A 15,181-nucleotide genomic window follows, 5' to 3' on the forward strand; every position below is an offset into this window, starting at 1 on the left:
GCCCCAACCCCGGCCAATACACCACCCGCATCATCGACGACGGCCCCGACACCGGCCGCGTGGCCTGGCAACTCAACACCCACCCCGGCATGCCCCCCAACCCCGAACACATCAACCGCCACCCCGACATCGGCGCCGTATTCGCCGAGACGTTGGATGCGGTTCGAGCCGACATCCACGGCCCACCCCCCGAGCAGCATTCGCCACCAGACGATCCACCCACCACACCCGACGAGGGCCTACCCGACGAGCCCCCACCCGCACACGAATCCGAGATCGAATCCACCCTGGAATCGATGCTCTACCACCAACGGATCGCACACATCTCCACCCACAGCCACGTGACCTACACCCACACCCCCGACGGAACCGACATCGTCCGACTCCACCACGCCGGATAGCTCCAGAGTGCGGCCGGTTCAGAGGTTGCCGCCTGCCGCCGGCGGGGCGGCTGCCGCGGCCGACGCGGTCGAGTTGAATTCGCGCTCGACGAAGTTCTCCAGGTCGAACAGGTTGCCTTGTGCGCGTTCGGCGATCGTCTGCAGCGTGGTCATCGTGGCCACCTCCTCCACCTGCTCCTTGAGGAACCACTGCATGAACTGCTCGCCGAGGTAGTCACCCGAATCGCGGGCCGACTTGGCCAGGTCGACGATCTGCTGGGTGACCGACCGCTCCTGCGCCAGTGCCAGCTCGATCGGCGACTTGTAGTCGCTGAAAGTGGTTCGCGGCGGCTCGATCCCGGGAATCTCGACGTCCATGTCGCGATCCAGGAAGTACTGCACGATCATCATCGCGTGATTGCGTTCCTCGACGGCCTGCGAGTAGAAGTGCTTGGCCAACTGCGGCATGTCGTGGTTGTCGTAGTACACGGCCACCGCGATGTACTGCTGTGAGGCGAAGAACTCGTGGCCGATCTGGTCGTGGAGCAATTGGTGGAACTTGGTGCGCTCGGTACCGGTCATCTGTCTGATGGTATCGGCTCTCACGCGGCCGGAAAGATCAGTCATGGCTTACTGAGGCCAGGCTGGGCTTTAAAAGGGGCTGGGCCCCGGTCAGCCGATGGCGCCGCCGTTGTTGGAGATCAGATCCTCCGGGATCCGTTGGCCCGAGCGGATACTGGCGAAGAACCGTTCGGTGTCGTCGTCGACCAGCAGGGAGTCGCCGTCGTCGGTGGATGCCGAGCCGCCGTTCGGTGTGGTGGTGGTGATGGGGTCGCTGCGTAGCCACCACGCCAGGAAGGCCAGGTTCCAGATGTGGGTGCTCTCGTCGACGGTGAGACTGTCGGCCGCTCCGCTGACGAACGGGAACAGCCGGAATGGGTTGAGCAGCACCGATGGACTGGTGGCCTTCGCCATCAGTGCGGCGAGGAACTTGCGTTGATTGACGACGCGCTCGAGGTCGGCGTTGGGGAAGGCTCGGGTGCGAACCAATCCGAGCGCCTGACGGCCGTTGAGTTTCTGGCATCCCTTGGGCAGATTGAGACCGGCCTTGGGGTCGTTCAGTGGCTGATCGAGGCAGATGGTTACTCCGCCAACGGAATCCACCAGGGTGTCGAAGCCGCCGAACCCGATCTCGGCAAAATGGTCGATGCGGATACCCGACAACTGTTCGACCGTCCGGGTGAGTAGCTGCGGGCCGCCGAAGTTGTAGGCGGCGTTGATCTTGTGTTGTCCCTGACCGGGAATCGGCACGTAGAGGTCGCGCGGGATGCTGATCAGCGCAGCCTTTCCCGACGGGGGCTTGTACACGAGCATGATGGTGTCGGTGCGGGACCCGTCGCTGTCTCCGGTGGACAGGTCACGTTTCTGTTCGGCGGACAGATCCGAGCGGGAATCGCTGCCGACGATGAGCCATGTGGTGCCGGGGGTGTCGGCGGGTCGTCCGGCGTAGCTCGGCAGCGCGTCGACCCGGTTCAGCTGGCTGTCGTAGTAGAAGAGCAAACCGACCGTGCCGAGCACGATGACGAGCAACAGGATGAGGATGATGCGGCCCAGGCGCCGCGGCCGGCGTAGCCGCGGCAGCCGGGCCCGCCGCCGCGGTGCGGGTGCAGGCGGTTCGGCGGGTCGGGTACCTCGTCGCGGTGACCTCGGCGGCGCGGCCGATCCTGCACGCGATCCGTCTCTGTGACGATCGGGTTCCCTGTTCGGTACGCGTTCCCGCGGCACCGGCTCAGGCTTTTGGGTGGGCGCGTAGCCCACGGCCCCCGCCGATGCTCCGCCTCTCGTCGACCTGCCCGCCGCGGCCGACCCGCCCGGCGCAGCCGACCAGGCGCGGGGCGGGTGATAGTCGTCGTGGCGGCGCGGTGGCGTGCGCCGGGTGGGGTCGTCGCCGCCGGACATGACGGTCGGCGGCTCCGGCGGCAACGTCCGCTCGCTCCGGTGCACCGGTGGTCGTCGCTCCGGCGGCACCTGTGCGGGTGGTACACGCGGAGGCGGTACCCGAGGGGGTGGTACATGTCGGGTCGGGTCAGGCGAGCCGTCCCGTCGCGCCTGCTGTCCGGGTGCCGAGTTTCTGGGCGCCGGGTTTCTGGGTGCCGGGTTTCTGGGCGCCGAGTGCCTGGGTGACTGATTTCCGGGCATCTGTCCCGGCATCGCATTCCTGGGCGGCTCTTGTCTCGGCGGCTCTTGTCTCGGCGGCTGATATCCCGGCGGCTGGTCTCGGGGCATCGAATGGCGGTGTGGCGGGGGTGGGGGAGCCGGATTGCGGCCAGGTGGGGGAGACGCAGCGCCGCCGCTGCGTCGCACCTGGCGCGGATCTGGCTCGTTCATCCCATCAAATGTACGCATGGCCCTTGCGCCGACCCGTCATTCAGGCAGCGGAGCATTTCAGCCCACCCAGCCGAGATGGTCGTGCAGCAGGGCATATCCGACAAAGGCCACCACATCCATCAGCGTGTGCGCGATCACCAGCGGCCACACCCGCGCCGTCAGCTGGAAATACCGTCCGAACACCACACCCATCGCGAGATTGCCCAGCCCGGCACCCACACCTTGATACAGGTGATAGCCGCCGCGCAGCACCGCGCTCGCGGCCAGCGACGAATTCTCCCCCCAGCCGAGTTGGCGCAACCGCGTGATGAAGTAGGCCACGACGACGATCTCCTCGGCCGCGGCGTTGCCGGCGGCGAGCAGCACCCACATCGGCCACCGCCACCACGCGCCCTCGACCTCACTGGGCACGAGATGGGCATTGGCGCCCAGCGCGCGGGCCAGTGCCACCAGGCCGAGACCGGGCAGTCCCACCGCAGCGGCCAGCAGTAGTCCCGGCGGCACGTCACGGCCGCGCGGTGGCCACGTCAACCCGACGCTGCGTAGACGTACCCCGCCGCGCCAGAGCAGATAGACACCCAATCCGGCGATCGCGACCAGCCGGACAACGCTCATCACCTGCCGGATCAGATCGATGGTCGATATGTCCGACCGGCGGGGGTTGAGTGCGACGGTCGCATTGCCCACGCCGCCCGCCATCTGCAGCTCGATGAGCGACAGCACCGCCGACAATGCCGAGAAGGCGAAGGTCAGCACGCCGACGATGACGAGCTCGACGATCAGCGCGCGGCGTTGCGTCCGATCATCGACGACCTCGACAACGCGCTGTTCCGGCGGCTGCAGTACCGCTCGCACCCGTCGGCTACGGCTACGTTCGGGCATGCAGAGCAGCGTAGCGACGAGGGTGGGATGGTGACGGGCTCAGGGCTGCCCGGCAGGCTTCGGGCACGCCGCACCCGGGAACGCCGGGATGCCGCGTCGGCAACCAACCGCGGTCACCGCGCCCAACCGCCGCGGACCGTCTTTCACCTGAAGCGCCAGCGTCAGCTCGTCGAGCACCGAATCGCGGGTCTCCGGATTCGTGGCCGTCGTAGCGAGGACGCCCCGAGCGCGTGCGAGTTCGACGAGCGCGTCGTAGACCGCGGGGAGCGCGGCCGACGTGGTGCGGTCGGGCGCGTCGAGCGAGTCGAACGGCACACCGGTTTCGTATGCGTGCCGCAGTGCATGAACTCCCTGATCGCACTCGGGATTGTTGAGGTCGACGACGAATCCGCCGAACTGTGTGCTCGGTGCCCTGATCCCCGAAGCGTCGAGGCAACGATGGTGCGATATCCGATCGGCGAGTGAATGCACGTAGATCCCCGCCCGGGCCTCGGGACCGTGGGGGCCGATGTAGCTGTCGAATTGGCCGGAGCGAATCGAACCGGACACGACCTGTGCCCCGGTTGATGTCGCGAACGGGATGGCTGCGGTCGACATGACGCTCAGCAGTCCGACGATGGGCACCGATCTTCCCGAAGTGTCTGTGTAGCAACGATTCCCGCTGGTGTAGTCCGCGTTCACCGAAGGGAGCGTGAGTCCCCCGGTGCACAGCGGCACCGAGGTTCCGGCACCGGCCAGAGCCCATCGGCGCAGGCCTGCGATCACGGGCTCGGTGCGTGCCGAGGTGACGGGATGCAATCCGTCGACCGGATGGCCGGTGGCCATCGGCACGGGAAAGTGGATGAGCAGACCGCCGGTGGGAAAGTTGGTGCGTACCAGACCGCTGATGTCCCGCGTGGTGCGCGCCGCAGCGTCGGGAACCGGTGTGCCGTCGGGGAACTTGGGGGTGAACGTGCCCAGATCGGTGGCCTCGTCGTATGCGGCGATCCAATACGCCGCGCTCGGATCGAACCCGACGACCCGCGCCATGATGTAGGTCGAGTCGGTGTGTATGAGACTCCTTGCGCCACGCGGATTACGGGATGAGACGACGGTCGTCGTCACCGCTTGTGCGAGACAAGCGGGCGGCACCGGTTCGTGCAGAGGGCAGTCCGCCGGCAGCGGTGTGCAGTTGTCGTCGTGGGCACCGGCGTAGCAGTAGTCCTCGGCGAACGCGTGCGCCCGTGGGGTGGTGCCGGCCAGGATGCCGAGTGTTGCGGCAACGATCAGGGCGGTGAGCCACACCGTCCGCGCTCCTATGGCGCCGCGACGAATGCGGTATGGGTGCGGATGCGATGTGGTACCGACCGGCTTCACGTTCGGACTGCGAGTCACGAACTGAATGATTTATGAAAAGAGTCAGTTGTGCAACCGTTCGGGTCAGAGGGTTCGCATCGATAGACTGGGCCGGTGTCCATCGCAAGCACGCCTGCGGATTCGCGAGAAAGTGGGTCGCGGGCGTCCACGCGTGATCGATTGCTCGACGTGGCTGCGGCGCACTTCGCCGGCAACGGCTTCCGCCACACGTCGCTGGCCGCGGTGGCTCGCGAGCTGTCCATCACGCCGTCGGCGATCTACTTTCATTTCGCGAGCAAGGAGCAGCTGTTCTTCGCCGCCTACGATCGGCAGGCGGCGATGCTGGCCGATGCCGTGTTCACCGAGGACCCGGAGGCCGTCGGTGACGGGTATCTGAAGGCGCTACTGCTCTCGCTGCTGGCGGCGATGCCGGACTATCCGCTGGTCATGCGCGTTGTCCGCGGCGACGAGCCGGAACTTCTTCCTCGGCTGACGAACGGCGAGGTATCGCGTCGGCTGCGCACCGCGATCGAGGTGTCCTTGGACTACGGACAGCGGGCGGGCCGTGTGCGCGCCGGGATCGATGTGGAGCGGGTGTCGCTGGGGCTCGAGTCGATCATGATGGCGTTGCTGCTGACCGCGGTGCAGACCGGAGGAGTCGGCATGGAAGTTCGCGGCGATGCGATCTCCGATGTCATCCGCCTGGCAATCGCGAGCGAGCCGCCCGGTCGGTGAGGCCCCGCACTCGAGTGATCCCCAGCCGAGTGATCCCCAGCCGAGTGATTCAGTCAGTCGGGCAGGCTGTTGAGAAACGGGCACCCGGCCAGGGTGCGCAGTGCCCGGGAGAGTTCGGCGACGTCGCCGACGGGGCGACCGAACGGCAGCCGGACGTCGGAATCCCCGGTCGAACCCTCCACGCGAAAGCGGATGCCGAATCGATCGAGTCCCAGTGGCCGCACCCGGCCCTGGCGCAGGTGGCGGGGCAGTTTGCGGGCGAGCCGCTCGATCACGTCGGAGTGCGCGGCGTCGAGGTGGCTGATCCAGTCGTGCTCGTATTCCCAGAACGGGTCGGGGACCGCGCAGGCGAGGTCGGCGGGGGCCACCGATCCCGCGCCCGCCCCGCTGGCGACCACTGCGGTGTCGATCTGCAGGCGCATCATCGAACGGCCGTGACCGATGTCGAGCAGTTCCTCGTCGGGATGGTCGGCGGCGATTTCGATGGCCAGTTCGCGCTCGAGGTCGCGCGGCACCGAGTGCAGGGTGCCGTTCAACCAGATGAGCGAGCGCACCCGCTCCCGCAGGTCGATCGGCGCGCAATCGGTCACCTCCAGCATTGCCGGCAACCCGTCGGGCGCGGTGTCGGCGGCGGTCATGGCCGGCGAATCCGTCGGGACGAGTACGAAGGCCTGGGTGTCGAAGAGATGCACCAATCCGGCCGGGGCGGGGGACGCGAGTTCGGTCGACGGATCGGGGGTTTCGATGGCCAGCATGGCGCTGCCCGCGCGGCGGCACGCGGTGGCGATCACCTCGGCGTCCGACGGTCGGTCGGTGACGGCTCGTGTCATGCGATGCTCACTCCCAGCGGTATGCGCCTCACAGGCGTGCAGGTGAAGGCAATGTAGGTAACCCTAACCTAAAGCCATGTCGCGGGTGGCGTCAACGCCTGCGGGCCCGCGCAGCGGTTGTCCTCGACTAAACTCTTGTCGTGTCAGTCTTCGCGTACTTCGGCCCAGCCGGAACCTTTACCGAGATGGCGCTGGACACGATTCTCGACGTCGAAACGCGCGTTGCGGGGGTGCCCCGCATGACCGATGACGATGAGGTTCGTAAGGAGTCTGCGTCGAGCCCGGCGGCCGCCGTGGCGATGGTGCGCAGCGGTGCGGCCGACTTCGCGTGTGTGCCGATCGAGAGCTCACTGGAGGGCTCCGTTCCGGCCACGATGGATGCCCTGGTGCCGGTGCCGCCGGGCGTCTCCGCCGGGGTGTCGCGGGTGCAGGTGGTTGCCGAGACCGTGCTGGACATCTCGTTCGCGATCGCCGCCACCAGCGCGCTCGACGCGTCGTCGGTGCGCCGGGTTGCGGCCTACCCGGTGGCGGCGGCGCAGGTGCGACAGTCGGTGGAAAAGCTCTATCCGGGTGCGGAATTCGTCACGTCGTCGTCCAATGCCGGTGCCGCGCAAGATGTTGCCGCCGGGCGTGCGGATGCCGCGGTGACCACCATGCTGGCGGCCCGGCTCTCGGGGCTCACCGTCCTGGCCGATGGCGTCTGCGACGCGGTGGATGCCTCCACCCGATTTCTGCTCGTCGGTCGACCCACCGAACCGGCACCGCGTACCGGCGCCGACCGCACCGCGGTGATCCTCGAACTGCCCAACGAGCCCGGCAGCCTGATGTCGGCGATGAATGAATTCGCTTCCCGCGGAATAGATCTCACCAGGATCGAATCACGGCCGCGACGCGATCCGGCAACGAGGACCACCAATGCCGGCCAGTACCGGTTCTTTCTCGACGCCGTCGGCCACATCAGCGACGACGCGGTGGCCGAGGCACTGGGGGCGCTGCACCGGCGGTCGGATGCGGTGGTGTTCCTCGGATCATGGCCGGCGCATAGAGCGAACGGGTCCAACCCGCCGAGCCATCGTGAGAGCGCGGCGTGGCTGTCGGCGATGCGTCGCGGCGAACCCTACGGCGAGGAGGTCGGGGACTGATGGCGAGGTTGCATCTGGTGCGGCACGGCGAGACGACGTCGAATGTGATGCGACGACTCGACACCGCACTGCCCGGGGCCGCGCTCACCGACTTCGGCATCCGGCAGGGGGTGCGCTACGGACTGGAGAACGCACCGAGCGCGGGTGCGGTGCTGATCAGTTCGCGGGCGCGACGCGCGCAGCAGACCGCGGAACTGATCGGTTCGGTGTGGGGTATGCGGTCCGAGGTGGTCGAGGGTATCCATGAGGTGCAGGCCGGAGAACTCGAGGATCGCAGTGACGACGACGCGCACCGCGCGTACCGCGACCTGCTCGATCGCTGGTACGGCGGCGAGCCAGAGTTGAGCGTCCCCGGTGGAGAGTCGCTGGACATGGTCTACGACCGGTATCTGCCCGTCGTGGACGAGGTTGCGCGGCTCTATCTGACCGGCGCGTCCACCACCGATGTCTACGTGGTGAGTCACGGTGCGGCGATCCGGTTGGTCGCTGCGCGGCTCGCCGGAATCGACGGCACATTCGCGGCGGAGACTCATCTGCCCAACACCGGGTCGATCGAGCTCGAATACACCGACGACGGGAAATGGGTCTGTCACCGCTGGGGAGCCACCATCGCGCCATTCGGTCAGCGAGAACTCGACCAACTCGACCCCACCGGCGAGGCGTTCATCGTCAACCCGATGGGTTGAGGTCCCTTCCGCTGGTTGAGCTGCCTCCGCTGGTTGAGCTCTCTCCGCTGGTTGAGCCTGTCGAAACCACTCCCCGTGGGGCACGCTCGACGCGGATCTGGGCACGCTCGACGGGGATCTGGGCACGCTCGACGGGGTTGTGGGCACGCTCGACGCGGATCTGGGCACGCTCGACTCGGTTGTGGGCACGCTCGACGCGGATCTGGGCACGCTCGACTCGGTTGTGGGCACGCTCGACGGGGATCTGGGCACGCTCGACGGGGATCTGGGCACGCTCGACGGGGTGGGCCTATCCCCAGCCGTGGGCGTGCAGCCAGTCGTCGTCGATGCCGAAGTGATGGCCGATCTCGTGGATCACGGTCACCGCGACCTCGTGGACCACCTGCGCGTGGGTGTGGCACATCGCGAGGATCGGTTCGCGGTAGATGGTGATGGTGTCGGGCAGGAAGCCGCCGTAGTCGTGGTCGCGGCTGGTCAGCGCCACCCCGTGATACAGGCCGAGGATGTGGGGTGACTCCGGGTTGATCGGCTCCACCAGGATCACCACGTTGTCGATGGCGTTGGTCAGTTCGGAGGGGATGGTGTCGAGGGCGTCGGACACCAGCATCTCGAACTCGTCGTCGGACATCGCGACGGGCATGGTCTGCGACTCCTTCTCAGCCGCCACCGGCGGGGGCGGGAACCTCTTCGGGATTGGGCTGTACGCCCGGTGGCAACGGGACCGGCGTCGGCAGCACTCGACCGGGCGGCGCCTGCGGCGGCGGCGCCGGGATCTTGCCGTTGATCAGCAGCGTCGAGCGTGCGTCGCCCACCAGGGTCGCGAAACCGCCACGGTCGGGCAGTCCGAGATAGCACACCACCTTGCGGCTGCCCGCCAGCCAGCTCGGTTCACTGATCACCGACCACTGCACGTTCAGGGTGGTGGCCTCCAGCTTGTTCTTGCCGCCCAGGAACCGTTCGGCCTGCACCGGGCAGATCGTGGCGAGGAACGAGTTCTGGTCGGCCTCCTTGGGCCACGGCTTGCCGGAGTTCTTGGCGCCGAAGCGTGCGGCGAGGTCGACGATGCCGGTGGTCTGGAACGCGTGCGGCTCGGTGCAGGCCACCACGGTCGCGGGCACCGTGGGACGCCGGGTGGCCTGGTCGATACCGATACACGTGCCCGGCGGCCACGCGAACGACTGATCGTTGTCGGCCACCCGGCCGGAGACCTGCTCGGGCGTGCCGTCCTTGCCGGTCTGCTGCAGCCCGCAGCGCAACTCGCGGGCACCCTTGTCCCACTGCGCCTGCGACGGGTACATCATTCCCACCGAGTACCGGCCCTGCGGATCGAGCTTGCCGGCGACGTAATCGTCGACGATCACCGGGCACTGCTCGTCGCGGATCTCGGTGAAGCGCTGCGGTCCGGGCCATGGCGCCGATTCACCGAACTCCGAGCCGGGTAGCACCGACGTGTCGAGCGGTCCGGCCACCTCGAATCGGTGCGGCTGATCGCAGCCGACCTTCGTCGGCTGCCCGGGCTGCCCGGCGGGCCAGTCCAGGCAATCACCCGCCACCGAACGGGTGAACGCGTTCTGGGTGAGGCGCTCGTTGGCGCCGATGTCGGTGCCGCCGACGCTGCCGCTGTCCTGGAAGGCGCCCATCGCGAAGGCCACACCACCGGCGATCACGGCACCGATCACAATGGCGGCCAGCACGATGCGCATGGGGTTTCGCGCCAGTGTGGTGCGCACACCGCCGCGTCGTTGCTCGTCGGGATGGTCGTTCATCGGCATCCATCATGCCTGCTGTGTCGGCGACGCAGTGACGCGTGTGCGATCAGGGCGGTCGTTTTCGGTTGTCCGGTGCCCACGCACGCAGGTCGTCGGACGCGCTCAAGTAGGGTTTGAAGGCGTGATCGACCTGAAAATCGTGCGTGACGATCCCGAACTCGTCCGTGAATCCCAGCGCGTGCGGGGGGAGGACCCGGGACTCGTCGACGTGCTGCTCGACGCGGATGCGACACGGCGGGCGGCCATCGTCGAAGCCGACACCCTGCGATCGGAGCAGAAGGCCCTCGGCAAACAGGTCGGCAAGGCATCCGGGGACGAGAAGGCCGCGCTGCTGGCCAAGGGCAAGGAACTCGCCGACCAGGTCAAGGCGGCCGTCGCCCGGCAGAGCGAGGCCGACGAGGCGGCCACCACCGCGGGACGGGCGATCTCCAACGTCGTCGAGGGGGCTCCCCCCGGCGGCGAGGACGATTACGTGGTGCTCGAGCACGTCGGCGAGCCCCGCGTGATCGAGAACCCACGCGATCATCTCGAACTCGGCGAATCGCTCGGCCTGATCGACATGGAGCGCGGCGCCAAGGTGTCGGGATCGCGGTTCTACTTCCTCACCGGCCACGGCGCGATGCTGCAGCTGGGACTGCTCACGATGGCCGCGCAGAAGGCCACCGCCAACGGGTTCACGCTGATGATCCCGCCCGTGCTGGTGCGTCCTGAGGTGATGGGCGGTACGGGGTTCCTGGGCGCCCACGCCGACGAGGTCTATCACCTCGACAAGGACGACGACCTCTACCTGGTGGGCACCTCCGAGGTACCCCTGGCCGGCTACCACATGGACGAGATCCTCGACCTGTCGGCGGGACCCAAACGCTACGCCGGCTGGTCCACCTGTTTCCGGCGCGAGGCGGGCAGCTACGGCAAGGACACCCGCGGCATCATCCGCGTGCACCAGTTCGACAAGGTGGAGGGCTTCGTCTACTGCACACCCGCGGACGCCGCGGCCGAGCACCAGCGACTTCTCGCCTGGCAGAAGGAGATGCTGGCCGCGATCGACGTGCCCTACCGGGTGATCGACGTCGCCGGCGGCGACCTCGGTTCGTCGGCCGCCCGCAAATTCGACTGCGAGGCATGGGTGCCGACCCAGCAGACCTACCGGGAACTGACGTCCACCTCGAACTGCACCACCTTCCAGGCACGGCGCCTGTCGATCCGGTATCGCGACGACAGCGGCAAACCGCAGGTCGCCGCGACGCTGAACGGCACCCTGGCCACCACCCGCTGGCTGGTGGCGATCCTGGAAAACCATCAGCAACCCGACGGCTCGGTGACACTGCCGCCCGAACTCGCGCGGTTCGTCGGCACCGACGTCCTCAAGCCCGTGTAGCCGGACGGTGCTCGTCGCATGATGCTCGGAATTGTCATCGCGGTCATCGGCTCGCTCGCCTTCGCCGGGGCAGCTGTGCTGCAGTCGATGGGCGCCGACCGCACCACGCGAAAGCTGGCCCGTCAGGACCCCTCCGAATCCGGGTGCGAGGCACCGACACCCACCTCCCATCCGTCGCTGAAGTCGACGCTCCTGACGATGGCCACCACGCCTTTCCTGATCGGACTCGTGCTCGACGTGATCGGGTTCGGCGCCACCATTGTCTCGGCCCGGCTCATCCCGCTGTTCCTGTCGCAGTCGATCATCGCGGCCCGCCTGGTGGTGACCGCGTTGTTGGCCTGGGTGGTCCTCAAAGTGGCTCTGCGGCTGCGGGACTGGATCGCCGGCACCGTGGTGATCGCCGCGCTGGTGTTGCTGGCCGTGGGTGCCGGCGCGGAAGGACACGACAACCACACGTGGATGCACTGGACCGTGCTGGGCGCGGGCTTTGTGCTGTTCGCCCTCGGGATGGGGCTCACGCGGGTGGTGCGCCGACATATCGCCGCCACCACCGGACTGGTGGCCGGTGTGTTGTTCGGAATCATGGCCATCGCATCGCGAATCCTCTACGGCGTCAGCCCGTTCGAACCGGCCGCGCTGCTCACCGACCCGGCCCTCTACGCGCTCGTGTTCACCGGCGTCAGCGGCTTCTACCTGTTCATCGTGGCGTTGCAGACCGGCTCGGTGAACGGCGCGGCGGCCGCGCTGGTGGTCGGCGAGACGGTGGTCCCCGGAGCCGTCGGCATCCTGCTCCTCGGTGACCAGATCGCGCCCGGATGGGATGTGGTCACCGGGCTGGCGTTCACCGCCGCGGTGATCGGCGGGGTGGTGGTGGCGTCGTCGGGTGCGGTGCAGGCGGTGGAAACGGCCGACGCCGCGCACATGCCCGACGTCCGCAGGCATTCCGACGCCGCCGACCGGGCCGCGAGATGATCCTGGGGGTCATCGCGGCGGTCGGCGCCGCCCTGGCCTACGGCACCGCGTCGGTTCTGCAGGCTTACGGCGCCCGCAGCGTGGACCCGCAGGCCGACAGCGGCGGCACCGGCGCCGCCCCGACGTTGCGGTCGACGATCGCGGCGATACTCACCGTGACCTTCCTGGCCGGGATGGTGCTCGACGCACTGGGTTTCGTCGGGAGTCTGGTGTCCGCGCGGACGCTGCCGCTGTTCCTGTGCCAGCCCATCATCAGCTCGAATCTGGTGGTGACGGCGGTGCTGGCAACGCTCGCCTTGCACGCGAGGCTGAGCCGGCGGGACTGGACGGCGATCGGGGTGGTGGTGGCGTCGCTGGTGGTGCTCGGCCTCACCGCGAGGTCCGAGGGCCACGGCCACGACAAGCCGTGGCTGCACTGGGCGGTGCTCGGGGCTGCGGTGATCTTGCTGCTCGGCGGGGTGATCGTGCTGCGGCTGATGACGCATCGGGTGGCGGTTCTCGCGGGCCTGCTCGCCGGTGTGCTGTTCGGTCTGCTCGCGGTGTCGGTGCGCATCCTCGACGGGGTGAGCCCCTTCGACCTCGGAGCGCTGCTCAGCGATCCCGCCGCCTACGCGATCGTTGTGTCCGGCCCCGGCGGCTTCTACCTGTTCACCGTCGCGCTGCAGACCGGAGCGGTCAGCGCGGCGTCGGCGTCGATCGTGGTCGGCGAGACGGTGGTGCCCGGCGCACTGGGCATCCTGCTGCTCGGCGACACCACGCGCCCCGGCTGGGGTCCGATCACCCTGATCGCCTTCGTTGCCGCGGTCACCGGGGCGGTGGTGGTGGCGATGTCGTCGGCGGTGGAGACGGCCGAGTCCGCGGCCTGATCACGGCCGCGGACCCGGTGGAAAACAGACTCGCTGGAACGGTATCGGTCACACACTCGCGGTGGGCTGCGACGGCGACGAGACGGGTGCCTCGGTCAGCGTCACGAGATGATCGGTACGCAATCCCTCCACGGCATCCTCGATCTCGGACGCGCGGCGCTGGGCGTCCCAGCCGAGGATCTCGGCCATCGCGTCGGCGAGCTCGGCCAGCACGGCGGCATTCACCGCGCCGAGGAACGCCAGATCCGTTCTGCGGAGCAAGATGTCGGAGATGTGGACGGCCTGTTCCACCTCGATCATGTAGCGCAGCTCCGCCGTCGACAGTTCGCTCGCCGGCAACGGGGAATCGGGTCCGGCGGCGACGCGCTCGATGACCTCGGCGGCGCGGGTGCCGTAGCGGGTGAGGAGCTGATCGGCACGTTCTGCGGGCATCTGGCCTCGTCGGCTGTCGACCCACGCGCGCCGCTGGGCATCGGTGGTGGGGAAGTCGCGCCCCCCGCCGATCGGAAGGCCGACCGTCGACACCTGGCGTTGGGCCCCGAGGATCTCCAGAATGCGGTCGGAGAGTTGCTCACCCAGTGCGCGGAAGGTGGTCCACTTACCACCCACGAGACTGAGCACGGGAACCGAAACCCCTGGCAGCTCGGTCTGTTCCACGTTGTAGTCGCGGGACACGAAACCCGGGGTGGTGTCGTCGTGGCGCGGCAGCGGGCGGATACCGGAGAACGTGTACACGATCTGGTCGGTGGACACCTCGATCTCGGGGAACACATGCTTGATGAGCTCGAAGAAGTACTCGATCTCGTCGTCTGTGCAGCGGGAGGGCTCCGCCGGGTTGGCGTCGATGTCGGTGGTGCCCACCAGGACCCGGTCCTTGAGCGGATAGATCAGCACGATGCGGCCGTCGGAGTGCTCGAAGAAGATCTCCCGGCCGCGGGTCGCGGCGACGAGTTCGGGGTTATCGAGCACGATGTGCGACCCCTTGGTGCCGCCCATGTAGCGGGTGTCACCACCCAGGGCGTCGTTGGTCAGGTCGGTCCACGGGCCGCTGGCGTTGACGATCACCTCGGCGGACACGGTGAACTGGGTGCCGCTGACACGGTCGGCCAGCACCACGTCACCACCGCGGATGCCCACCGCCTCGAGATAGTTGGCGGCGCGTGCGTGCGGGCCGGCCGCCAGGCCGTCCTTGAGAACGTCGAGCGCCAAACGCTCCGGGTCGTGCACGGACGCATCGAAATAGGTTGCGGTGTAACGCAGATCGGAGTTCAGGCTGGGCATGTCGGCGCGGGCGCGCTCGCCGGTGCGGAACTTGTGACGGGGTACGCGACGCTTGCCCGCACCCGAGAACGCGTCGTACATCACCAGTCCGGCCTTGATCAGCACGGCGCCACGCTCGTTCGGCTTGCCGGTGCTGTGGGTGAGGAAACGCTTGGGCGCGTTGAGGATTCCACTGAAGGTGGAAAAGATCGGCACCGTGGTCTCGAGCGGCTTCACGTAGTGCGGCGCGGTGTGCAGCAATCCGTTTCGCTCATGCACCGACTCGCGGACGAGGCGGAACTCGCCGTTCTCGAGATAGCGAATGCCGCCGTGGATCATGTGGCTCGACGCCGCAGAGGCGCCGCTGACCCAATCGTCGCGCTCCACGAGCACGACGTCGACGCCCTGCAGGGCCAGATCGCGGAAGGTCGAGATCCCGTTGATTCCGCCACCGATGATCAGGACCTGCGCGGACGGGCGGTCGGTGAGTGCGGCCACGGAGGCTCGTGTCGGGAGATGAGAGCTGATGTCTGTGGTCATGAAGCAATCCTCGCGTAG

At 67.9% G+C, this 15,181-nt stretch carries 14 protein-coding genes and 1 pseudogene; 7 read left to right on the forward strand and 8 right to left on the reverse strand.

Going from position 1 to position 15,181, the window contains the following annotated elements; all coding sequences use genetic code 11:
- A pseudogene (locus tag ACWDTD_RS17715) lies at positions 1-401 on the forward strand (hypothetical protein); the annotation flags it as partial.
- 18 nt (positions 402-419) lie between these two features.
- Here ACWDTD_RS17715 and ACWDTD_RS17720 read toward each other — a convergent pair.
- From ACWDTD_RS17720 to ACWDTD_RS17735, 4 genes are all read right to left on the reverse strand, one after another.
- Positions 420-962, reverse strand: a complete 543-nt coding sequence (locus ACWDTD_RS17720) for a ferritin (protein WP_449748447.1) — start codon at positions 960-962, stop codon at positions 420-422.
- Between the two features lie 90 nt (positions 963-1,052).
- Positions 1,053-2,339 carry an LCP family protein gene (locus tag ACWDTD_RS17725; RefSeq protein WP_449748448.1) on the reverse strand — a complete coding sequence of 429 codons (1,287 nt, stop codon included), beginning with the start codon at positions 2,337-2,339 and terminating at the stop codon, positions 1,053-1,055.
- Between the two features lie 486 nt (positions 2,340-2,825).
- A complete protein-coding gene (locus ACWDTD_RS17730; protein ID WP_449748449.1) occupies positions 2,826-3,650 on the reverse strand; it encodes a CPBP family intramembrane glutamic endopeptidase in 825 nt (274 codons plus the stop codon).
- Between the two features lie 39 nt (positions 3,651-3,689).
- A complete protein-coding gene (locus tag ACWDTD_RS17735) occupies positions 3,690-5,024 on the reverse strand; it encodes a hypothetical protein (RefSeq protein ID WP_449748450.1) in 1,335 nt (444 codons plus the stop codon).
- Positions 5,025-5,099: 75 nt separating this feature from the next.
- Between ACWDTD_RS17735 and ACWDTD_RS17740 the strand changes: the two genes are divergently transcribed.
- Positions 5,100-5,720: a TetR/AcrR family transcriptional regulator gene (locus ACWDTD_RS17740; RefSeq protein WP_449748451.1), complete on the forward strand. Its 621-nt coding sequence runs from the start codon at positions 5,100-5,102 to the stop codon at positions 5,718-5,720.
- Between the two features lie 53 nt (positions 5,721-5,773).
- On the opposite strand, the gene ACWDTD_RS17745 is transcribed toward ACWDTD_RS17740, so the two are convergent.
- A complete protein-coding gene (locus ACWDTD_RS17745; RefSeq protein WP_449748452.1) occupies positions 5,774-6,550 on the reverse strand; it encodes a DUF2470 domain-containing protein in 777 nt (258 codons plus the stop codon).
- 140 nt (positions 6,551-6,690) lie between these two features.
- On the opposite strand from ACWDTD_RS17745, the gene pheA reads away from it, so the two are divergent.
- Together pheA and ACWDTD_RS17755 are read left to right on the forward strand one after the other, a co-directional pair.
- A complete protein-coding gene (gene pheA / locus ACWDTD_RS17750; protein WP_449748453.1) occupies positions 6,691-7,692 on the forward strand; it encodes a prephenate dehydratase in 1,002 nt (333 codons plus the stop codon).
- Positions 7,692-8,378 carry a histidine phosphatase family protein gene (locus ACWDTD_RS17755; protein WP_449748454.1) on the forward strand — a complete coding sequence of 229 codons (687 nt, stop codon included), beginning with the start codon at positions 7,692-7,694 and terminating at the stop codon, positions 8,376-8,378. The genes pheA and ACWDTD_RS17755 overlap by 1 nt, the downstream gene beginning before the upstream one ends.
- Positions 8,379-8,667: 289 nt before the next feature.
- Here the strand turns inward: ACWDTD_RS17755 and ACWDTD_RS17760 are convergent, their stop codons facing one another.
- Complete coding sequence (locus ACWDTD_RS17760; RefSeq protein ID WP_449748516.1) at positions 8,668-9,018, reverse strand: metallopeptidase family protein; 351 nt, start codon at positions 9,016-9,018, stop codon at positions 8,668-8,670.
- A gap of 16 nt (positions 9,019-9,034) precedes the next feature.
- Positions 9,035-10,150: a septum formation family protein gene (locus ACWDTD_RS17765; protein WP_449748455.1), complete on the reverse strand. Its 1,116-nt coding sequence runs from the start codon at positions 10,148-10,150 to the stop codon at positions 9,035-9,037.
- 118 nt (positions 10,151-10,268) lie between these two features.
- Between ACWDTD_RS17765 and serS the strand changes: the two genes are divergently transcribed.
- From serS to ACWDTD_RS17780, 3 genes are read left to right on the forward strand one after another with little or no spacing between them, the layout of a single operon-like run.
- The gene (gene serS, locus ACWDTD_RS17770) at positions 10,269-11,525 is read left to right on the forward strand and encodes a serine--tRNA ligase (protein WP_449748456.1); all 1,257 of its coding nucleotides are present in this window, start codon (positions 10,269-10,271) and stop codon (positions 11,523-11,525) included.
- A gap of 18 nt (positions 11,526-11,543) precedes the next feature.
- Positions 11,544-12,497 carry an EamA/RhaT family transporter gene (locus tag ACWDTD_RS17775; RefSeq protein WP_449748457.1) on the forward strand — a complete coding sequence of 318 codons (954 nt, stop codon included), beginning with the start codon at positions 11,544-11,546 and terminating at the stop codon, positions 12,495-12,497.
- Positions 12,494-13,363 carry a hypothetical protein gene (locus ACWDTD_RS17780; protein ID WP_449748458.1) on the forward strand — a complete coding sequence of 290 codons (870 nt, stop codon included), beginning with the start codon at positions 12,494-12,496 and terminating at the stop codon, positions 13,361-13,363. Before ACWDTD_RS17775 ends, ACWDTD_RS17780 begins: the two co-directional genes overlap by 4 nt.
- Before the next feature lie 48 nt (positions 13,364-13,411).
- On the opposite strand, the gene ACWDTD_RS17785 is transcribed toward ACWDTD_RS17780, so the two are convergent.
- Complete coding sequence (locus tag ACWDTD_RS17785; RefSeq protein WP_449748459.1) at positions 13,412-15,163, reverse strand: glycerol-3-phosphate dehydrogenase/oxidase; 1,752 nt, start codon at positions 15,161-15,163, stop codon at positions 13,412-13,414.
- Between the last annotated feature and the right edge of the window lie 18 nt (positions 15,164-15,181).

This window comes from Gordonia sp. NPDC003425, assembly GCF_053588635.1.